The organism is Aeromicrobium sp. YIM 150415, from assembly GCF_016918125.1.
GTDB lineage: Bacteria > Actinomycetota > Actinomycetes > Propionibacteriales > Nocardioidaceae > Aeromicrobium > Aeromicrobium piscarium.
On record NZ_JAERWM010000017.1, the window covers coordinates 1 to 24,701 of the forward strand.

Consider the following 24,701-nt stretch of genomic DNA (forward strand, 5'->3'; position numbering starts at 1 on the left):
GTCGCCGGCCGTTGGCAGAGCATCTACCTCCAGCGGTAAACGTTGTGGTGGTGACGCGCCTCGCTCGACACCACCTCATCGTCGTGCTCATGATCATGGGCTGCTATGACGCGCCCCGGACCCGTCCTTATGACACAGCATCGGCCATGACGTCGGTGAGCCTGGGGCCTGGCGTGAAGGAGATCGGGAACGAGTGAGGCCCAGCAACCGCGGGGATCTCTTCGATGTCGTACCAGGTGACCGGCCCGGCGGCCCGGAGGTCAGGCATGCGCTCCAGCAACGCCGTGAACATGGTCGTCAGCTCAGCACGTGCCAGATGGGAGCCGAGACAGAAGTGCCGACCTGAACCGAAGGTGAGATGCGGATTCGACGTGCGCGTCACATCGAAGACCTCGGGGTCGTCGAAAACCTCAGGATCCCGGTTGCCGGCGCCGTAGTAGGACACCACCTTCTGTCCCTTCGCGATCTGCTGTCCGCCGATCTCCGCATCCTTGGTGGCGGTACGCCGCTGGTACACGATCGGAGCATGCCATCGCAGCATCTCCTCCACAGCTCGCGGCACGAGAGACGTGTCCTCGACCAGCATCTGAAACTGCTCGGGATGCTCCAATAGGGCGATCATTCCGGTGGTGAGGACATTGCGAGACGTATCCGAGCCGGCCGACACGAGCAGATGGAAATCGATCTGGAACTGACGCATGTCCTCCTTGCGTCCCAGAACCTCACCGTGCGCGATCCTCGACAGACCGCTATCACCCGGTTCGGCATTGCTGAAGCGCTCCCATGCCTCCTTCCCATGGCTGTACATCATCGCCAGGGCATCTTTGCCCTCACCGGTCTGAACGCTTCCACCCCGTACGAGCACATTGGCGGCGTGAAAGAGCGTCAGCGACTCCTCGCGGGGCAACCCCATCAGGTCGGCGATCACGTAGCTCGCCATTCGGCCCGCGATGTCCTCGACCAGGTCACACTCTCCCTCCTCGATGACTTCATCGATGACCGCGTTCACCAGATCTTCCAGCTCGTGCTGCCGCGCTCGGACGCTCGGCAAGCTCAGCTCCGGGGCGAGAAACTTGCGATGTGCGGTGTGGTGAGGGGGGTCGGACATCAGCAGGTGCCAGTGGGTCTCATCCGCCACCACACGGGTGTCGTCGATCACCGTCGTGGGCTCCGACGAGAAAGTCTCCCAGTCGTTCTCGACAGCTTTGATATCCGCGTGTCGTGTCAGCACCCAGAACCCCGCGCCCTCAGGCTCCTCGTGCCAATGCACAGGGTCGTTCTCGCGCAACCAGCGAAACGTGTCATATGGCTGTCCGCCCTTGAACTGTTCTGGATCTAGCAGATCGATCTTCATCGACATCCCTCTCTATCTCGTGTTCGTCGTCGGCGATGAGAATGTCTCGGCGACCGCTGCCGTCCGCCGTGGTGGAGTTCGGAGAACCACTAACCGGGCGGTTCACCACTGGCGGCGAGCATCGTCTCGATGGTGACGAATCGCACCCGGGTCCTGCCCTCGAGATCGCCTCGTCCGGCCTCGGCATCTTCGATGCGTCGCCAACCGGCCTTGTCCACGACCCTCGGCTGTCTGGCCGTGATCAACGCCGACAGCTCTTCCAAGTCGTGACAAGCCGGATCAGCCAGGTCCCCGCTCGCGAAATCAGCGATCAGGCTCTCGACGGTCTCGTTGGCATCGAACCGGTTGGCACCGATCCCACCGATAGCGCCGCGTTTGATCCATCCGACGCAGTAGACGCCGCTCATCTGCTCGCTCGATCCGGATCGCAGGACCCTGCCATGATCGTGAATCACGGTGCCTCGCTCGTCGTCGAAGGGCACACCGTCCAGCGGCACACCGCGATATCCCACGGCGCGCAGAATCAGCGACGCCCGCACCACCTCGGTAGCGCCGTCAGCTTTCCCGAATGTCACGTTGAGAACGCCGTCGTCCTCATCCACTGACAACGGGGTAAGCCCGAAACGGAGGACCACACGTCGTCGAGCGTCGTCGATCTCCCTTGTGGCAGCACGCGCCAGAGTTTCCCGGCGCCACCGTGGCTCCTCCGATCCGGCCAGCTCAGCCGGGTCGACCACCAGGTCGACGCCGTCCAGTTGTTCCAGTTCCATGAGCTCGCCGGTCGAGAACGCCGCCTCCGATGAATCGCGGCGACCCGTGACCATCACCTCACGTACGCGACTGTCGTGAAGTGCCTCTACCGCGTGGGACGCCATGTCAGTGCTCTCGAGCTGCCTCGGGTCACGCACCAATGTGCGGGCCAGATCCAGGGCGACATTGCCATTGCCGATCACCACCACTCGGTCGCCGGTCAGATCGAACTGCGCACTCGAATGGTCCGGGTGTCCGTTGTACCAACCCACGAACTCGCGTGCCGGTCGAGTGATCATCGGTTCGTCGCCTGCCAGGGCGAGCACGCGGTCCCCCGCCGCCCCGGTGGCTGCGACGACGGCGTGATGGAATCCCAGGAGATCTTCCACCGTGATGTCGCGACCCACCTCGACGTTGAAATAGCAGTCGACGTTCGGACGCATCAGCACGTCGTGGAATCGCTCCATGATCCGCCGGGTGTCCGCGTGGTCGGGCGCGATACCGGTGCGCGCCAGCCCGAAGGGCAGCGGAAGCTTGTCGAAGACGCTGATGTGCACTCCCCTGATATCGGTGAGCGCTTCAGCCGTGTAACAGGCCGCGGGTCCGGAGCCGACGATGGCCACCTTGAGCAGCGGCCGGTCTCGCGGAAGGCGGCGCACGGGGTCGCCGACCATGAGGTTGTCCTCGATCGGATTCTCCGTGAAGTAGTCCGCATTGATCTCTAGGTAACGGCTGCTCTCCGGCGTCAACATCGTCGCGTCGAGAGCCGCATCGACCGGGCAGGCGTCGGCGCAGGCTCCACAGTCGATGCACGACACCGGGTCCACGTACAGTTGCTCGACCGTCAGGAAGTCGGCATCACCCGGCCGGGGCCGGATGCACTGCACAGGGCAAACCGCTACGCACGACGCGTCACTGCAGCAGTTCTTGGTGATCACATACGTCATGCCGCTGACCCAATCGTGTTCTAGAGATTCCAATACTTGTTGCCAGGACCGGAAGGACATCTGCCGGAGCCTCACAGAGACCAACTATTCGCTCGTTTACCAACGCATATGGCGTCGTGGTCGTCCGACCTACCTCCACGAAGCCTCACTCGATGTTGACAAGCACATAATAACACCAACATGATATAGATCACATTGGGTCGACCACAGATGGGTCGAGCGGTTGACAGAAGCCCGGAGGCAACGGCAGTGACGATCTCGAAGAAACGACCATGGAAGACCACAGTGGCGGTAGCGACAGCCGCCTCTGCCATGCTCGCCGCAGGATGTGCTGGTTCCGGCTCAGGCAGTGAGTCATCTGATGAGACCCTCGAGTCTATGGAACCGGTGACCCTGAAGTTCGGCGAGAGCAGCGGACCGAACAGCGCCGCGGGGCAGGCGTTGACCGCCTACGCGGAGCGCGTAGCTGAACGCACCGACGGCAAGGTGAAGATCGAGTTCTTCTTCGCTAACTCTCTACTCGAGTCCAATGCCATCTTCCCCGCTCTCGGCGATGGCGTCGCAGATATCGCCACCGTAGCTATCAGCCAATCCGCTGAGCAGCTCCCGGTGATGAACTGGATTTCCGCCGGCTCCAGTACCCTCTCTCCCGAGTTCCCCCTATCGCAGATGCAGGCGCTGCCCGCGGAGACGCAGGTATTCTCCGACAACGCCGATGTCACGAACGAGCTCGACGATCAGAACGTGAAAATGCTCCTTGCCGGGCTCTCCGGCGGTTTCAGCCCAGCGGTATGCAGCAAGCCTGTGCGCAACCTCGATGACGCCAAGGGCGTGCGCATCCGCGTGGTCGGTGAACTGCACGCGCAGGAGGCGCGAGCGCTTGGAATGGAACCGGTCCAGACCAGTTCGAGCGAGATCTTCGAGGCACTGCAACGCGGTGTCATCGACTGCGCCACCGCATCCGACGGAGGCCATAATTTCATCGCTCTCGGACTGCTGGACGTCGCCGAGTATTACCTGCCGCTGAAGCTCTCGCCGACTGGCGGTACCAGCTACCAGATGAATCTCGACTCCTGGACGGGCTTGCCCGAGGAAGCGCAGAAGATTCTGCTGGAGGAGCTTGGCGGCTACGCGGCCGACCGCCTCCGAGGCAATCTCGAAGGCTACGGCGAGATGGTGGATCTCATCGATGAGAGAGGTATCGAATGGCTCGATGCCTCCGATCTGAACCGGACCCTTCGCGAGGCGCAAGAGAAGAATGTCGAGGAGATCTACGCCGATCCGCCCAATGCCGTCAGCGATCCTGACACCCTCATCAACGAGTATGAGGAAGCGTTAGCCACCTGGCTCGAGACGATCCAGGACTTTTTGACCGCTGAACCGCTGGCCGCTGATGCCGACCCCGAGACGATGAAAGAGGCCTACCGCAACGCGGATGAGTCCATCGACTTCGAAGGGCTCAGCCAAGAACTAGGCTCCTACTTCAAGGATCTCGCCGGCTGATCCACCGGACCGGACTGCACCAGGAGAGCCTCTTCGACGCTGGGCGGGAGGCTCTCCTGGTTTCTTTCACGGGTGTAGAGACGAGACCTACGGAGTCGTCGAACAGATCACCAGGATCGGACGAGGATCAATTCATGTCGGTCACGCCAACCGTCCCCACCACGGATTTCGCTGATCTTGTCCCCGGCTTGCGCTGGCGAATCAAACTGAGCTTTGCCCGATACGTTGCAGGACTGCCTGATGGACGCGCGTGGCTGGGTGACGGCGTCCACGCGAACTCCGACAACGAGCTCATCTATCCGCTCGCAGCCGTCGATGACGACGCCCCCGAGGGAGTAACGATGTGTTTTCGCGGCGACGTGCGCTACAGCGGCCATCGCGGACTACTCGACGTCCGGGTCGCCGATCCGTGGCTCACCTTCGGGCCCGATGGAGGGGGGATCCTGAGCATCCGGAATCCGCGCGACGAATCCGGAGAGCGTCTGAGCTTCGTTCGGCTATCGGGGATCACGGCACGATCAGCACTGCGGGAGACTCGCATCCGCACGGTCACGGAGGTGCGGCTGACAGCAGAAGGAGCCGATGTCTTCCACGGGGTATACCAGCCAGGCGAGCCCTTCGACCCCATCACCGTGGTCAGCAGGCAGCGATCCGAGCAATGATCTTGTCAATTGTCCTTTTGTCGTGTCTAACTTAATATCGAATGATTATTCGTCGCGCTCGGCTCGCGCGGCCACGCCCACGAGAACAGCCGTCACGGCGCAGGTGCGTTCGAGCCGACGGCGACGACCTGTCGAGAGGAGATCATCCCTATGAGAGCAGCCTTGGTACGCGAGCCCGGTTCTCCGTTCCGCATCGAAGAGGTGCAGATCGCCGACCCGATCGGCCGCGAGGTGCTGGTGGAGCTACGCGCCGCCGGGCTATGTCACTCCGACCTCTTCTCCGCTCACTCGGGCCATCATCCGTTTCCAGCTCTCTACGGCCACGAGCCAGCCGGCATCGTCACCGCCGTCGGGCCGCAGGTCACTGAGTTCTCGGTGGGCGACCACGTCGTCGGCTGCCTGATCCAGTATTGCGGACGGTGCCGACGCTGCCTCGGGGGACGAGTCACCGAATGTCAGAGCACCGAGGCGACACTGCGCGCAGACTCCGAGCCACCGCGCCTCAGTGTCGACGGCGACGCCGTCTACCAGGGGATGGCGCTCGGCGGCTTCGCCCAACAGATGCTCGTTCACGAGGCTCAGCTGGTCCAGCTTCCCAAGGACATGCCCTGGGCACAAGCCGCGCTGATCGGCTGTGGGGTCGTGACAGGCGCCGGGACCGTGCTGAACACGGCACGAGTCGAGGCCGGATCGTCAGTAGTCATTCTCGGCGCCGGCGGAGTCGGCCTCAGCGCCATCAGCGGCGCACGCGTTGCTGGCGCCACCACGATCATCGCGGTGGACATCTCCGAGGGGAAGCTCGACCGGGCCCAGGCCTTCGGGGCCACGCATGTCGTCAACTCGGCCGAAGAGGACAGCGTCAGGCGCGTGCGGGAGATCACGGACGGAGCCGACTACGTCATCGACTGCGTGGGGGCAGCCGGACTGCAGCGACAAGGCCTTGACATGCTGACGACGGCCGGCGGCGGCCGACTCTACCTCGTCGGGGTCGGCACCGGAACCGCAGGGCTCGAACTCTCCAGTTTCGAGATGCTCATGGGCAAGTACCGCATCGAAGGCGCCTATATGGGTTCGACCAACCCGAAATCGGACATCCCGATGTATGTGGACCTGTACCAGCAAGACCGGTTCAACCTCGACGACCTCGTCACCCAGACGATTCGCCTCAGTGAGATCGATGAGGCGTACAAGAGCCTCTCCGATCCGTCTGTCGCGCGGATCGTCGTGACCGACTTCGAGAACTAGAGGCTGTCGCGCGGCATCGCGATCACCCCATTCCGGCTGACTGGCTTGCCTGGTCGCACACGCTGTAGAGCGCGGTGACCGTCACGAGGAAAACGAGCCTGAGCCTGACGACGAGGTACCCACATGAACGATCCAGTCCGACGCCATCGACTCACGTTGGTGGTCCTCTGCGGAGCCGTCGGCACCTTCACCATGCAGCAGTCTCTCGTGGTCCCCGTCCTGCCGCAGATCCAGGAACATTTCGACAGCGACCAGAGCTCGACCACCTGGCTGCTGACAGGCTATCTGCTGGCAGCATCCATCGTCGCACCCCTTCTCGGTCGGCTCGGTGACTCGATCGGCAAGCAACGGACGCTGATCGCCGCACTGAGCGTACTGACATTCGGGGGTGCTGTGGCATCCCTCGCGCCCGATATCGGCTGGCTCATCGTCGCCCGACTACTGCAGGGAGCGGGCGGAGCGCTTCTGCCGATATCCTTTGGAATCCTGCGCGATACGAGCCCGCCCACGAGGCTCACGCGGAGCATCGGTCTGATCTCATCACTGACCGCGGTAGGGTTCGCGCTCGGACTGGTGATCGGTGGCCCCATCGTCTCCCTCGTCGGTATCCGGGGGCTCTTCTGGCTGCCGATGACCGTCACGTTGGCCATCCTGGTCGGCGCGTGCATCGTCGTGCCGTCATCACCACCCACGACACTCGCGTTGCCCAGTCTCGCTCCGGCGATCCTGCTCACCGGCTGGTTGGTGGCACTCCTCCTCGTCGTCAGCAGGGGCGCCGGCTGGGGATGGTCCTCCCCCGTCGTGATCGGCCTGGCCGGTTCGACGCCGTTCCTCTTCGCAGCGTGGATCATCGCAGAACGACGTAGCCGTATTCCGTTGATCGACCTCGGCATGATGCGCGCTCGCGGTGTCTGGACCAGCAACCTCGTGGTGTTCCTCAGCGGCTTCGGGATGTTCGGTGCGTTCGGCTTTCTTCCTCAGCTGCTGCAGACTCCGCGCGCCGCGGGCTACGGTCTGGGAGCGTCCATCGCCGAGACCGGGATCTTCATGCTCCCCTGGGCTTTGACGTCATTTCTAGGAGGTATATTCGCGCACCGCATCCTGGAGCGCCTTCCGGTGCGCGGAGTGGCCTGCGTAGCGATGCTCTTGGGCTCCGCGGCCTTCATCGGGATGGGCACGGCCCACGACCAGCCTTGGATGATCTATCTCTGGACGGCGATCCAAGGCGCCGGTTCGGGGATAGTTCTCGCCTGCTTGACCGTCACCGTCGTCGCGTCTGTTCCCCCCTGGCAGGCCGGCGTGGCGAACGGCATGGTCTCCAACATCCGCTCGATCGGCGGAGCGATCGGAACTGCGGCCATGACGGCCTTGGTCACAGCCCATCACACATCCTCGGGGCATCCCGTCGAAACCGGCTACACCCTCGGATTCACGATGCTCGGCATCGCGTACCTGGTAGCGGCCTCCGTCGCCCTGATCATGCCGGGCATAGCCGACGCTGAGGTTGCCGCCGTGAACAAGAAGCCCACACCCGCAGTCGTCTGAGTCCACTCACCCCCGAACGAGCTCTCACCTATTCCACCCTCGGACGCCGATGCATCAGACCAAGAAGGAGATCCCGATGAGATTCCGTGTCGACCTAGAACAGTGCGAGAACCATGGTCAGTGCGCCTTCGCGGCTCCCGATCTCTTCTCCCTCGACGACACCGGCCTTCTAGCGCTTCGCCAGGAAGCCACGCGGGAATTCGTTTCCGATCCTCTGCCCGAGGCCGAGTCACGTGGCATAGCCATGGCGATCGACATGTGTCCGATGCAGGCGATCAGCGAGACCGAATGAGAGAACCGCGTATGACAGTGAGCAATATCGGCGAAGACGATGTCCTGCGCCCGCGAGCACGGCGACTCGCCGGCCGGGTCATGCTGGTCACCGGCGCCACCAGTGGGCTCGGCGAGGCCTGTGCCCTTCGGCTGGCGGAAGAAGGCGCTCATCTGATCCTGACCGGCCGGCGAACCGACCGCTGTGATGAGGTCGCTGCCGCGGTCGAGAAGCTCGGCGTCCAAGCTCTCTCACTGCCCGGCGATATCACCTCGCCCGGTCACGCCGAGGAGCTCGTCCGCGGAGCGGTCGACGCGTTCGGGCGCTTGGACGGTGCGGTCAACAATGCCGGGGTCAGTCCCGCCCCTCAGCCGTCTATGACCTATTCCGAGGATGTGTGGCGATCGACGCTGGACCTCAACCTCACGGCGGTCTTTCGCTCGATGCGTGCCGAGCTCGCGGCGATGGTCCCCACCGGGAACGGGGCGATCGTGAATGTCGCCTCCTATGCCAGCACGACTGTTCAGACCCCAGGGATCGCCTCCTACGCAGCCGCGAAACATGGCCTGCTCGGGCTCACCCGGGCGGCGGCGCGCGACCACGCTGCTCAAGGGGTCCGTGTCAACGCGGTGGGGCCCGGTCACATGCGCACCCCGATGATCGACCGTCTGCTGGATCCCGAGGGCGAAGCTCGACTTCGTGCCCGGATTCCCATGGGCCGAATCGCCGATCCAGCTGAAGTAGCCGGCGTGGTGGCTTTTCTCCTCTCCGATGACGCGTCATTCGTGACCGGTCAGATCATCGTGGCCGACGGCGGCCTCTCGATCTGAGAATCTCACATCGCCGGCCACCTCTCGCTCCGGAAACACGACAGTCCCGGCACGCTGCACCGCAGTGGAACGTGCCGGGACCGTCCTGCTCGACTCAACCGGCCGAGGTCGGCGAGTCCGGGTTTTCCGGCCACTTCAACCGCTTGTAGAGCGGGTCGCTCGTATCCCTCGTCCCCCGGAAATGACCACCGGGAACAGCGTTCTCACAAGGCAGCGTGCCATCCCACTCCATCACCACTCGACGATACGTGACTCGCCATCCGTCCTCGGCGCGCTCGAAATAGTCGAGATAGCGGCCGATGGACTGATAGAGCCGGTCCTCCGAGGTCTGCATCCAGTAGGCGAAATACGATTCACCGTACGCCTCGTCGCCCTCGATCTCGAAGATCGACTGGCCCATGAGATGGTAGATGAACTTCGACGCCGAGGTGAATCCAGGATTGTTGCAGATGAACTCGGCGAATTCCTCGCGGCTACCGCGGAATCGTCCATGGTCGTCGAAGGACTTCTCCGAGTAGCAGTCGAGGATTCCCTGACGATCCATCCGGTCGACCGCCTGCTCGAGCCGCGCGACGAGCTCGGTGAGAGCCAGCTTGTCCGCCACTGCGTCCACGTCCGGTGCCACACCCATACGTACTCCTTTTGCAATTTAGTTTCAATTATGATTATTAGCGTATCCCGGAGAGCTTCCCGCGTCGAGACGCTGGTGGCATCGAGTCTCCGATCGCCCGAGTGGCGCTCTCAGCGACCCGCAGGCGCGCTTACGCCGATGTCTCAGGAGGCGTCCAGGCGGGCAGACGATGCTCGATGAAGGCTGCATCGCCCTCCGCGTGATCGGGGGAATCCAGCATCGCCAGTTTGGCTGCCGACGTGACAGCCCAGCCAGTCGCCTCTGTCACCTCGTCGATGACCCGCACACCGCCAAGAACGTGGGTCACCGCTTCTGGAGAGCTTCGGCACGTCTCCATCGCGAGCTCCATCGCCATGGACAGCGCCTCACCGGGTGCGGCGAGGCGGTTGACAAGGCCGACCGCCCGCGCTCGATCCGCCCCGAGACGGGCATTGGTGAGCATCATCTCGATCGCGAGATTCCGTGGAAGCCGGTCCGGCGCGCGGTGCAACCCCCCGGCGGCCGGGACCCGCCCCCGCGTCGTCTCTGGCAGCGCGAACCACGCGCGTCGTGAGGCGACGACCATATCGGCGGACAGCACCAGCTCGAAGCCGCCGCCCAGCGCGGGACCATCCACGGCGACGATCAGAGGCTTGGTGCGAGCACGCCGGACCAGGCCGTACTGGCCGCCCGCTGAGGTGTGTGGCCCCGCGCCGGTGATCAGATCAGTGCCGGCACAGAAGACATCTCCTCGAGCCGCCAACACGTACGCCCGTACAGCATCGTCCCTCTCAGCCCGGTTGAAGATGGCATCGAGCGCACACGTCATCTCCTCATTGATGGCATTGCGCTTCTCCGGCCGGTCGAGCGTCACCACGAGAACCGCTCCTCGTGTCTCGGCTCTCACCAGCTCCGATCTGCCCCAGGCTTCACCCACGGAACGGTTCCGTCCAGCCGAGCCAGGCTGTGAGCGCCCCTCCCGCCACCAAGACACGTTCGTCCTCGGAGAGTTCAGGCACGTGATCGACGAAGACATCGACCAGCTTTCCGTAAGGCACCGGCAGGCGTGACAGGTCCGAACCGAAGAACACTCGCTCGGCTCCGAACGCCTCCACCAGACGGTAGACCGCTTCGCTGATCGACCGATAGGGATACTCTTCGTCGACGAAGCACGGCAATGCCGATGCTTTCACGGTGATTCCCGGATACACGGCGAGTGCCTTCAGAGGCGCGACCGCATCGGACAAGGATGTCTCGATCGAGTCCAATGCGGCATGGTCGACCGTGATCTTCAAGGCCGGATACCGCTCGGCCAACTCGCGATAGAGGCGGTAACGTCCAGGCGCATAGATGCTGAGTGGGATGCCATGGCGCTCCGCGACCGAGAAGAAGCCGCTCTCATGAGCAGCACCGAGTGTCCCAGCCACGTCTCCGCGGTTCAAAGACATCCGGATGGCTCGCATCCCGGTCGTCGTCCGCCAGTCGGCGAGGCGCTCGACGGCCGCCGGGTCGCCGGTGGCATAGCGGCATATGGCGCCGAAGACAGCCGGGTCTTCAGCAGCAGCTTGAAGCACGTAGTCGTTCCGCGAGCCTTCCCAGGTGGGTCCGAGAAGCAGAGCTCCGGCCACCCCCGCGTCGGCCATTCTCCTGCGCACCTCGGGGATCTCCAGAGGCTCGGCGCGCTGCGGCTCTATCGCGTCATGAGGCCATGGGCGATCGGGCGTGGATGCCTTCCAGACATGGATCTGGGCGTCGATCACGTGGATCGGCCTGGACGTCATGCCCTCTCGCCCAAGCTCTGGAGACGATTCTGCGGATGTCACAAAGGCCGTCCGTCCCAGATCTGCCGCGTCAACGCCAACGGATCCTCGACGGTGGTGCTGCTGACGTCGAGACGACGCACCCTCCGTCGATCGCCGTACTCAGGCCAACCAGGGTCGCCGTCGCGGACGAAGGCTACCCACGCCGCATGCATCTCGTCCGCCAGGGACTGCGGAGCATCGGCGCCTCGCAACGCACGTCCCCATGGATCGCGGAGGGTGTCGAAGACGAACGGGATCTCCAGCGTATGGCAGGCGCCGAGCATGCCCTCGTAGGTCGGCGGGTTCCACGCGAACTGGAAGGAATGGACCGGGCGCCCCGCCGCACGCAGCACCCCGAGCAGACGGTCCGCCGGCGCGACGCAGAACCAATCCGACTGCAGCGCGACGAACAGCTCCGCTGGTGTAGCTCCGGGACGCTCCGCACGGTACATGTCGACGAGGTCGGCGGGATCGTCGACCAGCCGCCGCGTCGTCTCGACGAGCATCTCCTCGGTCAGCTTGTCCGCCATCCCGGTCGGGCCGACGAACAGGCCATACTCATCGGCATTGGTCCCGATCAGGAGATCGACGCCGGCTCCTGCCCCGGCAGCGATGGCGTCGATCGGATGTTCGGGAAGCACGTCCCCGTCGATCACCGGCTGGAAGGCGAGCCGCCGGAATTCAGCGAACCGTGGGTCCTGTCCTGAGGTCAACCGGCCGATCACCGTGTTGGTCGCCGCGTGCAGCTCCTCAACAGGGACAGCAGAGAAGCCAGCCACTGTCGCCTCGACGCCCAGTTCGGCCGCGAGTTCGGGAGCAACCAGTTCGGCGCGCTCGAGCGGATGGACATGGTGCGCCGACCCGCTCTGGACGATCGCCCGATGGAACAGACCTCGGGCGCGCGGCACAGCGAGCAAGGTGCACACCGCCATCGCCCCGGCGGACTCTCCGGCGATCGTCACCCGGTCAGGGTCGCCGCCGAAAGCGGCGATATTGTCTCTCACCCATTCGAGCGCTGCCACCATGTCGAGGAGGCCGCGGTTGCCGGGCGCTCCGGGGAGGTGCAAGAACCCTTCCGCCGCAAGCCGGTAGTTGATGGTCACCGCCACCACACCATCACGGGCGAAGGCCGACCCGTCGAAAGCTGAGGTAGAGCCCGCACCCGTGGCGAAGCCTCCCCCGTGAATCCAGACGAACACAGGTGCGCTCGCGCTGATATCGGGGCTCCAGATGTTGAGATTGAGCCCATTCTCCCCTGGACGCGACGGATCGGGGATCAGCTCATCGAGCACCTGCGAACGCTGCGGCGGCGTCGAGACAGTCGGACCGTAGCGTGTGGCGTCTGCGGTGCCGTCGTGCTGTTGTGGTGGCCGAGGTTCCGCCCAACGCAGGTCACCGATCGGCGCTGAGGCGTAGGGAATCCCCTTGAACGTCCGACCTTCGCTGGTGCCGTCGATGGGAGCCCCGCGGAAGGCCCCTTGGGCGATCGTGACGTCCATGGTCATACACCTCTCTACGACTCTCTTGCCTGTTGCTATCATCAAACATTACTGGAACATTGAAGACAAGATCACTGCGGGCTGGCCTCGTCCGGCTTCCGTTCATGTGAGTCCAGTGTTCGACGCTGCACATGCGAGACAGTAAGGACGGACAGGCCGATGACGCTGAACGAGCGAGCCCGACTCAAGCTGTTGACGGGGCCCGATGGCGGCTTCCCGCTATCGGAGCTCATCGTAGACGGCCAATTGCTGGAGACCTTCGATCGAGAACCACGCACCCTCCGCGATGCCTTTCTCGCCACGCGGTCCCACGGCGATCGCCTGGCCGTCGCGTACCGCGACGAGCGGTGGACCTATACCGACCAGTGGAGCCTGGTGATCGCCCTGGCCCACGGCCTGCGCGACGACCTGGGGCTCAGACAGGGCGACCGGCTCGGGCTGGCGATGCGTAACTACCCGGAGTTCATCTTCACCTTCTGGGCCGCTCAACTTCTCGGTGCGGTGGTGGTCCCTTTCAACGGGTGGCTCAAACAGCAAGAACTGACCGAGCTGGTCGCCCGTGCCCGTCCGGCGGTGCTGGTCGCCGACCAGGAACGGATCTCCCTGCTGACGTCAGGAAACCGGTCCGACAGCGGAGTCGGCACCATCGTCGGTGTCCGCTGCGAGACGCTGCCCGGCGGCGTCATAGATTTCAAAGAACTTCTCACTCGTCGAGGTCAGATCGACGAGCCTCCAACCGTCGCCATCGAGACCGAAGATGTCGCGACCATCATGTTCACCTCGGGGACGACCGCGCGCCCCAAAGGTGTCGAACACAGCCATCGCAATCACAGCGCGTCACTATTGAACAAGTTCATCAGAGCAGTCAGGGTGACCCCGCCGAACAGTTCGACGCCGCTGCGGGTGCTGCCTCCGGTGCCGTCGGTGAAACTCGTGACATTCCCCTTCTTCCACATCGCCGGCATGAATACGCTGTACACCGCCGCGTACTCGGGACACACCTTGGTGCTGATGTACAAATGGAATGCCGAGGAGGCACTGAGCCTCGTCGAGACAGAGGGAGTCAACGAACTCGCCGGGCCGCCCTTCGTGGTGCAGACCTTCCTGGACGCCGCCGTCGACAGCCCGTGGGACCTGAGCTCCTTACGGGTCATGGGCCTGGGCGGCGCATCCGCGCCCAAGGAGCTGATCGCCCAGCTGAGCAGACAATTCGGCGAGCAGGTCACCCCACGGACCGGGTACGGCCTCACCGAGACGACGTCTGGCGTCGTCTCCATCTCCGCGGATGATTTTCGACGTCACCCCGACAGTGTCGGTCGCCCACTGCCCACGGTCGATATCGCGATCCTGGGCGAGAAGGGCGAGCGTCTCGATCCCGGCCGCGAGGGAGAGATCGCCGTCCGCGCTCCGCAGGTCGTGCGCGGCTACCTGGACCTCGATGAAGCGGAGGAGTTCCAGGACGGATGGTTCCGCACCGGCGATCTGGGGAAGTTCGATGACGAGGGCCTGCTCTACATCGTGGGCCGTCTCAAGGATGTCGTGATCCGCGGTGGTGAGAACATCAACTGCGCGGAAGTGGAGTCTGCGCTCAACGAGCATCCCGAGGTGATCGAATCGGCGGCCCTCGGGGCGCCCCATCGCACCCTCGGTGAGGAGCTCGTCGCCGTCGTGCGAAAGGCCCCCGGCAGCTCGCTCGACGAATCCCGGCTTCGTGAGTTCGCCGCAGCGCGGCTCGCTGCGTTCAAGGTACCGGTCAGATTCGCACTCGTCGACGAGGAGCTCCCTCGGACCCCCAGCGGCAAGATCATCAAACGCGAGATCATCGGACAGCACGGCCTGGATGAGCTGGTCCGACCGACCGCGCACGGATAGGACGTCGAGCGGTCCGAACCGCTTCTCGATGACGGGGTAGGGGCCGGAGATCTTGACCCCCTGCCCCGTCAGAGATCCGATGAGGATCGGCTCACTCGCCGGATGCCTCTCGGGCTGCGGGTCGAGGACGCCACTCGACAGCGCCATCCTCGACCGTGGCGTGCGCGACCGCCCCACCGTGGATCTCCGCCCAATGAGCGTGATTGATCTGGTGAAGACTGAAACACGCCTGCAAGGAGTTGTAGAAGCCCTGGTTGTCCTGGGTCTGGTTGACCGCTTCCTTGATCATGAGGGCCGTCATCGTCGGACGCCGCGCGATCTCCCGGGCATAGTCGAGCGTCAGTTCGCCGAGCTGCTCTGCGGGGAATATCTGACTCACCATGCCGATGCTGTGAGCTTCTTCGATGCTGACCTCACCGCCTGTCAGCATCAGTTCCTTCGTCCTACGGGCGCCGAACTCCCAGGGATGGGCGAAGTACTCAACGCCGCACATCCCCAGCCTGGTGCCGACGGGGTCGGCGAAGGTCGTGCCTTGCGCCCCGACGATGAGGTCACAGGACCATGCGAACGTCAGACCCGCGGCGTGGACCGGGCCCTGGCATTGGGCGATGGTGATCTTGCGGAGGTTGCGCCAGCGGAGGGAGTTCTGATAGTAGAAGTGCCATTCCTGGGTCATCCGCCGTTCCGCGCTCAGCCGGGTAGCCCCATGATCGCGGAACGTCGGATGCTGGTCCGGCCCCTCGGCACGCTCTACCGTTCTCTCCGGGGTCCCCATGTCGTGCCCTGAGGAGAACGACATGCCCTCGCCCCCGAGGACCACGACCCGCACGTCGTCGTCCGCCTCAGCCCGCAGCATCGCCTCGTCCAGCTCGACGAGGAGACCCCGGTTCTGCGCGTTGCGATAGCGCGGACGATTGAGCATGATCCGTGCGATCACGCCGTCATCGAGCAGCTCGTAGGTGATGAATCGATAGTCCGACATCGGCTTCCTCTCAGCGATCGCGATCCGAACATGTCCCTTCGACCCGCCCAGTGCTGAAGACACCGACGGGGAGAAAACTCATTTGATGGCGATCGGGTTGATGGGTGACCCCACGGCCCCGGTGACCGTGAGCGGCTGCGCTGCGAGAAAGAACTCGTAGACGCCGTCGTTAGCACAGTCCGCAGCGAGCTCCTCCACATCCCAGATCTCGCCGATCAGTACGCCTGCGTTGACCAGGAAGATCACGTGCAATCCATACTTCGCCTCGGGCAGAGACTCGCTGGGGACCGACTCGAGCCCCCACGTGTCCGAGGCCACCCCCGCGACCTTGCGCGGGAGGAGGTAGTCGGCTGCGCTCAGCCCCAAGCCAGGTGCCGGACCGGCTGCATAGTCACCCCAGCCCCCTCCGTCCTCGCCACGGCGACGGAGCATGTGGCCGGTACGGACCAGGACGAAGTCGCCCTCGCCGATCTCCACCCCTTGATGTCGGGCGCATGCGTCGATGTCGATGTCCTGGATCGCGTCCTCGGGCTCGAGCCAGTCGACTCCGTAGAAACGGGGGAAGTCCAGGAGCACGCCACGCCCGGCCACCCGGTCGGCGAGCATCGAGACGCTGTTGTGGACGGCTCCCTGGCTGGTCACCGACTCCGGACCATGGCCGTTATAGGTCACTCCGTCATAGAAGACGTGACAGAAGGCGTCCCACTGCGTGGCCGACTGGAGCGGCATGTAGACGCCGTCATCCGTCGACTGCATCCCGGAGCTGGCGTTCTCCCAGTCCGCGAGCATGTCTCCGCCGTGCTTGTACATGACATGCTGCGGATTCACACGTGCCGAGTGTCCGGGCATCGGACCTTCGCGATCCAGCGGTATAGCGAGTGAGAACATCGTGCCTCGACGGATGAGACCAGCCGCCGCCTTAACCTTGTCCGGTGTGATGTAGTTGAGAGATCCGGCCTCGTCACGCGGGCCCCATTGCCCCCACGTTCGATAGCGACGTGCCATCGCGTCGAGCTCTTCCTTGGAATAGCGGCGCCGGGGCGAGACGGCGTGTGGCATAGCGATGGGACTCTCCATTCATGGTCGGGGATAGAACGCGCGAGGCCTGCACGTGGGGCGAACGAGGCCCGCGTCCGCAGATCAACCGTTCACAGCGTAGGTCTTGATATTGGCGAACTGATCCATGCCGGTGCGGCCGAGCTCTCGTCCCACCCCTGATCGTTTCGTGCCCCCGAAGGGAATCTCCACCGGCGACCCCAGGAAGCCGTTGATGCCCACGCCGCCAGTATCCAGGGCTCGGGCGATCCTCATCGCCTCATCGGGTTCCCCGAAGACGGCGCCGCCCAATCCGTAGGGGTTGTCATTGGCCAAGGCGATAGCGGCCTCCGCGTCAGCTACACGGAAGACCATGCCGAGGGGACCGAAGGGCTCCTCGCGGTAGACCCGCATCTGCGGAGTGACATCGGTGATGACCGTAGGGCGGAAGAAGGCTCCCGGCCCATCGACCTTGCCCCCCTCCAGGAGCACGGTCGCACCGTGAGCGACGGCATCGTCGAGCTGCTCCTGGAGCAGGTCGGCCGCCTCCTGACTGGACATCGGACCGACGGTGGTCTTGTCGTCGAAGGGGTCTCCCACGACTTGTTCGGAGAACGCTGCCACATATTTCTCCGTGAACTCTTCGGCGATGCCATCGGTCACGATGACCCTCTTGGGCAGAGCGCAGGCCTGGCCTCCCAGGAGGAGCCGACAGGTCGACGCCGTGGTCGCCGCGGCGTCCACATCTGCCGAGTCGAGGACGATGAAGGCATCGGAACCCCCGAGCTCGAGTACCACGGGCTTGATGTTCCGGCTCGCCTGCTCCCCGACCGCCGAACCGGCTCGATCGGACCCAGTGAGTGTCACCGCACGCACCCGATCATCGGCGATCAGACTCGAGACCTGATCGGTGGTCGCGAGGAGTGTCTGATAGCAACCCTCGGGGAAACCCGCCTCGCGGAAGATCTGATCGAACATCAGGGTGGAGCCCGCGCAGATCTCCGCGGGCTTCAACAGCACCGTGTTGCCGAGCATCAGGTTCGGCGCCGTCGCCCTCATCGCCTGGAAGAGCGGCGCGTTCCACGGCTCCACGCCGAGGACCACTCCCACTGGGTCTCTCCGGACGACGACTCGGGAGAATCCCGGTACCTCGACGACCTCATCGGCCAACAGCTCCGGGCCATGCTCCGCGTAGTAACGAAACATCCGTACCGCGCCCGAGCCCTCACCCAGCGAGAAGGGGACGATCTTTCCCATCTCCAACGACACCTGATGCGCCAGATCAGGCAACTCGGCCTCGATGATGTCAGCGACCTTGCTGAAGAGGGCGACACGCTCCGCGATCGGTACGTCACGCCACGACAGGTAGGCCTGGTGCGCGGTCTCCAACTGGCGTTCCAGCTCGACGTCATCGACCGACGGGTAATCACGCAGCAGTTCACCCGTCGCGGGGTTGAGCGTGCGGTAGCCTCCCCGCGGTTTCGTGGTTGCCATCGATCCTCCTGTAAGCGCGAGATTTCCTGAAACACTACTACGAAAAGCATAAAGGGAAAAGAGGGTGAAGAAGATGCAGTACGTCCATTTTTTCTTTAATACAGAGGAAGTGCATGGGCAGATTCGCCACCGCCTTCACGGCCCTAGTGATGTTGTTGCTAGACTCTAGCTCAACTTAGCGACCATGTGGGAGGAATGCCGATGACCACCAACTCCGCCGATCCCGGGGCGGTCGTGGATGCCGCCCGCGGTGTCGTCGAGAAACACCCCCCGGAGGTGACACCGACGGCAGAGCTGATGGGAGCCTGGTACGACGCGGGGTTGACGTGGGTCCACTTTCCCGTCGGGCTGGGCGGATCGGACGCACCGCGTTCCCTGCAGCCGACGGTCAATCGAGTGTTGCGAGACGCTGGCGGGCCTGAGCCGAGGACGGTGAACAGCATCGGCTACGGGATCGTCGCGGGAACTCTGCGTCGATACGCGTCACCTGAACTGGCGGCTCGGCTGCTTCGGCCACTGGCGACGGGCGACGAGAAGTGGTGCCAGTTGTTCAGCGAACCCGGTGCCGGCTCCGATCTCGCGGGGCTGGCTACTCGTGCCGTGCGGGACGGCGACGGTTGGCGTGTCAACGGTCAGAAGGTATGGAACAGCCACGCTCACATCGCCCGCTGGGCGATCCTCTTGGCTCGCACTGATCCGGATGTGCCGAAGCACAAGGGACTGACGTTCTTCATCGTCGATATGGCCGCACCCGGAGTCGAGGTACGGCCGTTGCGGCAGATCACCGGCCGCGCGGCTTTCAATGAGGTCTTCCTCGATGATCTTCATATCCCCGACAGCCAGCGGCTGGGAGCGGTCGGCGAGGGGTGGATCGTCGCCAACAGCACGCTTGGTGATGAGCGGACTTCCCTCGGCGATCGCGTCTCCGCCCGTGGCAGTGGCGTGATCGGCGATGCACTGTCCCTCTGGGCCGCGCACCCTGAACGACATACTCCAGCTCTACGTGACCGACTGACCAGGCTGTGGGTGCGCGCGGAGGGTCAGCGTCTGACCGGTGATCGTGCCCGGGTGGCGGCGCGTGCCGGCGTAGTCGGCCCGGAGAGCGCCATCATCAAGCTGCTGAACTCCGAGCTCGCCCAGGCCGTCCACGAGTTCTGCATGGAACTGCTGGGACCGGAAGGCATGCTGATCGATACCTACTCGCTGGACGCACTCGACGATGAATCGGGTCCGGCCGCGATCCAACGTAAGTACCTGAGATCACGTGCCACCACCCTCGAGGGCGGGACCTCGGAGATCATGCGCAATGTGATCGGCGAACGTGTTCTCAAGCTCCCCCAAGAGCTACGCGCCGATAAGGGCATCCCCTGGAAGGACGTTCCACGATGACCGCTACCACTCCAGAGTTCGAGTTCAGCGAGGAGATCGCTGAACTCCGCTCGATCGTCCGTCAGTTCTGCGCTGCCTACTCTCCCGAGTCGGTGGTCCGCGAGACGATGGAAGGCGATGGCTTCGATCCGTCGCTGTGGCAACGGCTGGGCTCCGAGCTCGGCGTTCTCGGACTGGCGGTGCCAGAGGAGTACGGGGGTGGCGGTGCCGGGCTGGTCGCCCAAGCCGTCGTCGTCGAGGAGCTCGGCGCAGCCCTCCTGTGCGGTCCGGTCTTCGGGACCGTGGGTCTGGCGATGCCTGCGCTGGTCGCCTTGGAGGACGACGCAGTCAAACAGAGACTGCTACCTGATCTGTGTGCCGGCACTCGCACTGCCACGGTCGTGGCTCCCCTGTTCACCGGAGCCTTCGAGGAGTCCGCGGTCACGCTCGAGGCCGCACGCGAGGGGGATCGATGGCTCATCACAGGCAACGTCGCTCAGTGCATCGACGGTGGCGCAGCAGACCTCTTGCTGGTGATCGCGCGCACGCCCGACGGACTGGCGCTGCTCGGAGTTGACGGCACCGCCGAGGGCGTGAACAGGACATCTCTGACCACACTCGATCTCACTCGCGACCAGACAGCTCTGTCCTTCGACCGCGCGCGTGCCCAGCTTCTCGCTTCAGGCGACGCAGCCCGCGCGGCGTTGGAACGGTCGATTCACGTCGCCTCGGTCCTCTTGTCCGTCGAGCAGGTGGGCGGGAGTCAGCGCATGTTGGACGCGACGGTCGCACACGTCAGCAGCCGCAAGCAGTTCGGCCAGGCCATCGGGGCCTTCCAGGCGGTCAAACATCGCTGCGCCAATATGCTGATCTACGTCGAGACAGCACGTTCCGCCGCATATCACGGGGTCTGGGCGCAAGGAGACGACTCGATCGATGATGCCCAGCTCGCTGCCAGCCTGGCGCTGGCGGTCGCGAACGAGTCTTATCTCGCCGTCTGCGCGGGCGCCATCCAGCTGCACGGCGGCCTCGGTTTCACGTGGGAAGCCTCGCCCCACTTGTACTTCAAGCGCGCGACCGCTGACGGGCTCACGCTGGGCACGACGACTCAACAGCTGGACCGTCTCGCGACGCTGGTACTCGACGCGCAGTGACGAGGCTGAGGGTCGGCTCCCGTGATCACCGCCTCGCGGATCGATCGCGCTCAGGCGAACTCGAAGCCCCGATAGTCGTCATCGAAGGCTGCCTCACATCGTTCCCGGTATCCGGGCACTCCGCCCGCCCACAACAGATAGGTACGAGGCTTGCCCTCGATATTGGACCCGAACGCCCATGAGCGCGCGTTCTCCAGCACAGTGCCCCGAACCGTGGAGGCGACTTCTTCACCCCATGCGTTGCTGGCGGCAGCTGACGCCCTGACAGCGGCATAGCCCTTGCTCGCCATGTGGCCGAGGAGCCGGGTGACCAGATCCACTTCGACCTCCGACGAGCGCGGGATGTTCCCCGTGGTGCTTTGCGGTCCGCCAACGATGAACAGATTGGGAAAACCCGGCGTTTGCAGACCCAGATAGGTGAGCGGACCCTGTGTCCAATGATCAGTGAGCCGCAGACCGTCCTGGCCTCTGATGTCCATGCGCAAGAGCGATCCGGTCGCCGCTTCGAAACCAGTGGCAAGGACGATCACGTCGAACGGGAGCTCGCGATGAGCGGTCCTGATTCCGGTGGGCGTGAATCGCTCGATCGGTTCGTCCTTCAGAGACACGAGGTCGACGTTCTCCTGGTTGAAGACCTCGTAATAGCCGTTCTCCAGCGGTGGACGCTTCATGCCGAAGGTGTGGTCGTCAGGCGTCAACATCTGAGCGACACGAGGATCATCGACCCGAGAACGGATCTTCCGGGCGATGAAGTCCGTGACGACCTCGTTCGACTCCCTGTTCGTCGAGATGTCGCGGAAGTTGTTGAGCAGGAGCGTCAGTCCCGGCCGTTGATAGAGGCTCTCCAGGTAGATCTCCCGCTCGGCCCTGTCCACCTCCATCGCGCCTTCCGTCCGCGGCCGGTGAATGAAGCCACCCGGTGTCGAGAGACACCTTTGGTGGATCAGCTCGAAGTTCTCGCGCACCCACGTCATCTTCTCCGGCGTGATGGGAGCGTTGTTCAAGGGCGTGCACCAGTTCGCCGTTCGCTGGAATACCGTCAGGTGCGCGGCTTCCTGAGCGACGAACGGAATGATCTGGACACCGCTCGATCCCGTTCCGACGACCGCGACTCGCTTGCCCCGGAAGTCGACCTCTCTCCGCGGCCACCGCGCGGTGTGGTGCCATTCACCCGCGAAGGTCTCGAGTCCCGGGGCGGCAGGAAAGACCGGCGCCGAGAGAATGCCGACCGCGGTGATCAAGAAGCGAGCACGGAACGCCCTCCCGTCGGCGGTGCTGACGATGTAGGTGCCCGTGGTCGCCTCATACTCGGCCGACACCACCCGTGCGTTCAACTCGATGAACGGGCGGAGATCGAGGCGATCGACGGCGAAGTTGAGGTACCGCTCCGTCTCGGGCTGACCCGCGAACTCCTCGCTCCATGCCCATTCGTCCCGTAGGAGCTTTGAGAAGAAATAGCCGTAGGAGTAGCTCTCGGAGTCGAACCGGCATCCCGGATACCTATTCCAGAACCACGTGCCGCCTACTCCGTCGCCCGCTTCGAGAATGCGCACGCGCATTCCCAGCTCACGCAAGCGGTGGAGCTGATAGATCCCGGTGATCCCCGCGCCGACGATGACGGCGTCGAGGATGTCGCCCCCCGCGATACTCCTGTCGCTCGTCTCCTTCGCCACGTGGTGCTATCCGCTCGTCATGCTCGGCAACCACGTGGCTATCGTCGGCACGAAGATCATCAAGATCAGGATCCCGATCGCCACAGCGATGAACGGCAGGACTCCGACGAAGACGTTGCTGAGCGTGACCCGGTGACCGAGATTGACCGTCGGGTTCTGGGCGAGTCGATGTACGACGTAGCCGAGAATCCCGACGGGTGGCGTGACCATGCCGATCTCGGCTAGGACGACGATGAAAACACCGAACCAGATCATGTCGACGCCCACCGCGAGCAGCGGCTCGTGCAATAGCGGCACGGTGAGCAGGATCAGCGGCAACGGATCCAAGAACATGCCAAGTAGGACGAAGAAGACGATCAGGATCAGAAGGAAGTACACGCGGCTGAGGTCGAGGCCCACCAGGAAGTCGGTGAGATCACGCGTCACGCCGCTCAAGGCGAGAACGCGCTTGAGGACGTGCGCGCCGATGATGATCACGGCGATAGAGGCCACGGCGACTGCCGCCTCGGCGACGCTGGAACCGACAGTGGAGCCGAGTTGCCTCAGCGACATCCGCCGCCTGCTCCACGGACGCCAGCAGACGAGGATTCCCGCCAACACTCCGAAGGAGGCCGATTCCGTCGCCGTGAAGAAGCCGAAGAAGAGTCCACCGATGACAATCAGCACCACTGCGACCAACGGCAGTAGGCCGCCGAGGGACCGGAACCTGCTGGACCAGGTGACATCCTTCATGTCGAGCTTCGGAGCGAGCGAAGGCTTGATCAGGACCCGCACGATGATGAGAGCACCGAAGGCGAAGGCCAGGAGGAATCCGGGCACCATGCCGGCCATCAGCTGCGCGCCCACCGGAGTCTCCGCAACACCGGCATAAATCACCAGCAACACGCTCGGCGGGATGATCTGGCCGAGGGTGCCGGCCATCGCGACGGTCGCCGTCGAGAGCGGGATGCTGTACCCGCTGCGGATCATCTGAGGCAATGCCATCCGACCGAGCGCATACGACGTGCCGATCGTGCTTCCGCTGCCCGCCGCAAGTCCGGCACCGGCAAAGTTGGTGGCGACCGCGAGTCCTCCCGGCACCTTGCCGATCCACTGGCGTGCGGATTCGAAGGCAGCGTCAGCCAGGCCTCCTCGCCAGATCACCATACCGAGGAGGATGAACAGCGGAACGATGCTCAGACTCCACGATGCCATCGACTCGAAAGGCTGATTCATCAACGACGATTGAACGACCCTCGACCCGCCGAGATGATAGAGACCTACTACCGACGCTGCGATCATGGCGACACCGATCGGCACATTCAAGCCCATCAGCGCGAGCATGAGAACTAGCACCAGCACGCCCGTGACGGTGCCGTTCGGATCGCCGAACATGATCACGCCGGAAACCACCAGCGCTGTGCCGAGAAGCAGCCCGAGGGCGAGTGCGCCCTTCTTCTCCCCGGGCTTCTCCTGTGTCTCCTCTACCGGCGGGGCGAAGCTATCAGTCTGTACCATCAGCGGACTCCTGAGTTGAGATGTGCCGACCGCGGCCGAGCAGACGCTCGAGGATGGTCGTGAAGGCAGCGAGCATGAACAAGAGAATTCCGGCGGTCACGACCAGCTTGATAGGCCACAGCACGAGCCATTGCTCCAGCCCTGCATGCTCGCCTTTCTCTCGTGCTTCCCCGACGGCCTGGAGCCCGAGAACTCCGATCCAGAGCATCAGTCCCCCGACGATCAGGTCGGCGAGCGACTCGACGATGCGCGCCACTTTGGGTCCTGCATGCTCGATGAGCAGCCCGACTCGGACGTGCTCTCCGGTCAACTGCGCCATCGCCAGCCCGAGCGAGCAGACCAAAGGCATGAACAGGTAGGTGATCACCGGGGTGGTCCCGAAGGGCAGGGAACTGCCCAGCTGTCGCATCACCACATCGGCGGCGACAGTCAGCATCATCAGGAGGATCGCACCGCCACACAGGTACTGCGCGGCACGGCTCACGACCGTCACGAGTGAGGTCACCCGCGATCGGGTTTCTGGCGGCGGTGCCGCAATTGCCGGTTCGGTCATGGTCATCTTCTCTTCTCAGCTGACTGTGCGACTCTTCGCGCCGCATCTTGCTTGG

The 24,701-nt window shown here is 64.0% G+C and carries 21 protein-coding genes; 9 read left to right on the forward strand and 12 right to left on the reverse strand.

What is annotated here, in order from left to right:
- Positions 1-127 precede the first annotated feature (127 nt).
- Together JL108_RS20490 and JL108_RS11485 are read right to left on the reverse strand one after the other, a co-directional pair.
- Positions 128-1,270 carry a cytochrome P450 gene (locus JL108_RS20490; protein WP_205198415.1) on the reverse strand — a complete coding sequence of 381 codons (1,143 nt, stop codon included), beginning with the start codon at positions 1,268-1,270 and terminating at the stop codon, positions 128-130.
- Positions 1,271-1,443: 173 nt separating this feature from the next.
- Positions 1,444-3,051 carry an FAD-dependent oxidoreductase gene (locus JL108_RS11485; protein ID WP_205198416.1) on the reverse strand — a complete coding sequence of 536 codons (1,608 nt, stop codon included), beginning with the start codon at positions 3,049-3,051 and terminating at the stop codon, positions 1,444-1,446.
- A 378-nt stretch (positions 3,052-3,429) separates the two neighbouring features.
- Here JL108_RS11485 and dctP point away from each other — a divergent pair, with 378 nt between their 5' ends.
- From dctP to JL108_RS11515, 6 genes are all read left to right on the forward strand, one after another.
- Positions 3,430-4,554: a TRAP transporter substrate-binding protein DctP gene (gene dctP / locus JL108_RS11490; protein ID WP_205198417.1), complete on the forward strand. Its 1,125-nt coding sequence runs from the start codon at positions 3,430-3,432 to the stop codon at positions 4,552-4,554.
- Between the two features lie 134 nt (positions 4,555-4,688).
- Positions 4,689-5,216 carry an HtaA domain-containing protein gene (locus tag JL108_RS11495; RefSeq protein WP_205198418.1) on the forward strand — a complete coding sequence of 176 codons (528 nt, stop codon included), beginning with the start codon at positions 4,689-4,691 and terminating at the stop codon, positions 5,214-5,216.
- Positions 5,217-5,366: 150 nt separating this feature from the next.
- On the forward strand, positions 5,367-6,461 hold the full coding sequence (locus tag JL108_RS11500; RefSeq protein ID WP_205198419.1) for a zinc-binding dehydrogenase: 1,095 nt from the start codon (positions 5,367-5,369) through the stop codon (positions 6,459-6,461).
- A gap of 123 nt (positions 6,462-6,584) precedes the next feature.
- Positions 6,585-8,006, forward strand: a complete 1,422-nt coding sequence (locus JL108_RS11505) for an MFS transporter (protein ID WP_205198420.1) — start codon at positions 6,585-6,587, stop codon at positions 8,004-8,006.
- A gap of 76 nt (positions 8,007-8,082) precedes the next feature.
- Positions 8,083-8,298 carry a ferredoxin gene (locus JL108_RS11510; protein WP_205198421.1) on the forward strand — a complete coding sequence of 72 codons (216 nt, stop codon included), beginning with the start codon at positions 8,083-8,085 and terminating at the stop codon, positions 8,296-8,298.
- Positions 8,295-9,107, forward strand: coding sequence for an SDR family NAD(P)-dependent oxidoreductase (locus JL108_RS11515; RefSeq protein WP_205198422.1), 813 nt, complete (start codon positions 8,295-8,297; stop codon positions 9,105-9,107). Before JL108_RS11510 ends, JL108_RS11515 begins: the two co-directional genes overlap by 4 nt.
- Positions 9,108-9,201: 94 nt before the next feature.
- On the opposite strand, the gene JL108_RS11520 is transcribed toward JL108_RS11515, so the two are convergent.
- From JL108_RS11520 to JL108_RS11535, 4 genes are all read right to left on the reverse strand, one after another.
- Positions 9,202-9,738 (reverse strand): nuclear transport factor 2 family protein, encoded by a 537-nt coding sequence (locus tag JL108_RS11520; RefSeq protein WP_205198423.1) that lies wholly within the window; start codon positions 9,736-9,738, stop codon positions 9,202-9,204.
- Between the two features lie 130 nt (positions 9,739-9,868).
- On the reverse strand, positions 9,869-10,753 hold the full coding sequence (locus tag JL108_RS11525) for an enoyl-CoA hydratase-related protein (protein ID WP_240190974.1): 885 nt from the start codon (positions 10,751-10,753) through the stop codon (positions 9,869-9,871).
- Positions 10,647-11,498 (reverse strand): amidohydrolase, encoded by an 852-nt coding sequence (locus JL108_RS11530; RefSeq protein WP_205198425.1) that lies wholly within the window; start codon positions 11,496-11,498, stop codon positions 10,647-10,649. The genes JL108_RS11525 and JL108_RS11530 overlap by 107 nt, the downstream gene beginning before the upstream one ends.
- 38 nt (positions 11,499-11,536) lie before the next feature.
- Complete coding sequence (locus JL108_RS11535) at positions 11,537-13,018, reverse strand: carboxylesterase/lipase family protein (RefSeq protein ID WP_205198426.1); 1,482 nt, start codon at positions 13,016-13,018, stop codon at positions 11,537-11,539.
- Positions 13,019-13,177: 159 nt separating this feature from the next.
- Between JL108_RS11535 and JL108_RS11540 the strand changes: the two genes are divergently transcribed.
- Complete coding sequence (locus JL108_RS11540) at positions 13,178-14,890, forward strand: class I adenylate-forming enzyme family protein (RefSeq protein WP_205198427.1); 1,713 nt, start codon at positions 13,178-13,180, stop codon at positions 14,888-14,890.
- Positions 14,891-14,981: 91 nt separating this feature from the next.
- Here the strand turns inward: JL108_RS11540 and JL108_RS11545 are convergent, their stop codons facing one another.
- The 3 genes from JL108_RS11545 to JL108_RS11555 form a co-directional block, all read right to left on the reverse strand.
- Positions 14,982-15,872 carry an enoyl-CoA hydratase gene (locus JL108_RS11545; RefSeq protein WP_205198428.1) on the reverse strand — a complete coding sequence of 297 codons (891 nt, stop codon included), beginning with the start codon at positions 15,870-15,872 and terminating at the stop codon, positions 14,982-14,984.
- Positions 15,873-15,950: 78 nt separating this feature from the next.
- Positions 15,951-16,700 carry a cyclase family protein gene (locus tag JL108_RS11550; RefSeq protein WP_205198429.1) on the reverse strand — a complete coding sequence of 250 codons (750 nt, stop codon included), beginning with the start codon at positions 16,698-16,700 and terminating at the stop codon, positions 15,951-15,953.
- A gap of 312 nt (positions 16,701-17,012) precedes the next feature.
- Positions 17,013-18,401, reverse strand: coding sequence for an aldehyde dehydrogenase family protein (locus JL108_RS11555; RefSeq protein WP_205198430.1), 1,389 nt, complete (start codon positions 18,399-18,401; stop codon positions 17,013-17,015).
- Positions 18,402-18,602: 201 nt separating this feature from the next.
- Between JL108_RS11555 and JL108_RS11560 the strand changes: the two genes are divergently transcribed.
- Positions 18,603-19,790: an acyl-CoA dehydrogenase family protein gene (locus tag JL108_RS11560; RefSeq protein WP_205198431.1), complete on the forward strand. Its 1,188-nt coding sequence runs from the start codon at positions 18,603-18,605 to the stop codon at positions 19,788-19,790.
- Positions 19,787-20,923, forward strand: a complete 1,137-nt coding sequence (locus tag JL108_RS11565) for an acyl-CoA dehydrogenase family protein (protein WP_205198432.1) — start codon at positions 19,787-19,789, stop codon at positions 20,921-20,923. The genes JL108_RS11560 and JL108_RS11565 overlap by 4 nt, the downstream gene beginning before the upstream one ends.
- A 50-nt stretch (positions 20,924-20,973) precedes the next feature.
- On the opposite strand, the gene JL108_RS11570 is transcribed toward JL108_RS11565, so the two are convergent.
- From JL108_RS11570 to JL108_RS11580, 3 genes are read right to left on the reverse strand one after another with little or no spacing between them, the layout of a single operon-like run.
- The gene (locus JL108_RS11570) at positions 20,974-22,596 is read right to left on the reverse strand and encodes an NAD(P)/FAD-dependent oxidoreductase (protein WP_205198433.1); all 1,623 of its coding nucleotides are present in this window, start codon (positions 22,594-22,596) and stop codon (positions 20,974-20,976) included.
- 6 nt (positions 22,597-22,602) lie between these two features.
- Complete coding sequence (locus tag JL108_RS11575; protein ID WP_205198434.1) at positions 22,603-24,093, reverse strand: TRAP transporter large permease; 1,491 nt, start codon at positions 24,091-24,093, stop codon at positions 22,603-22,605.
- A complete protein-coding gene (locus JL108_RS11580; protein ID WP_205198435.1) occupies positions 24,080-24,652 on the reverse strand; it encodes a TRAP transporter small permease in 573 nt (190 codons plus the stop codon). Before JL108_RS11580 ends, JL108_RS11575 begins: the two co-directional genes overlap by 14 nt.
- Between the last annotated feature and the right edge of the window lie 49 nt (positions 24,653-24,701).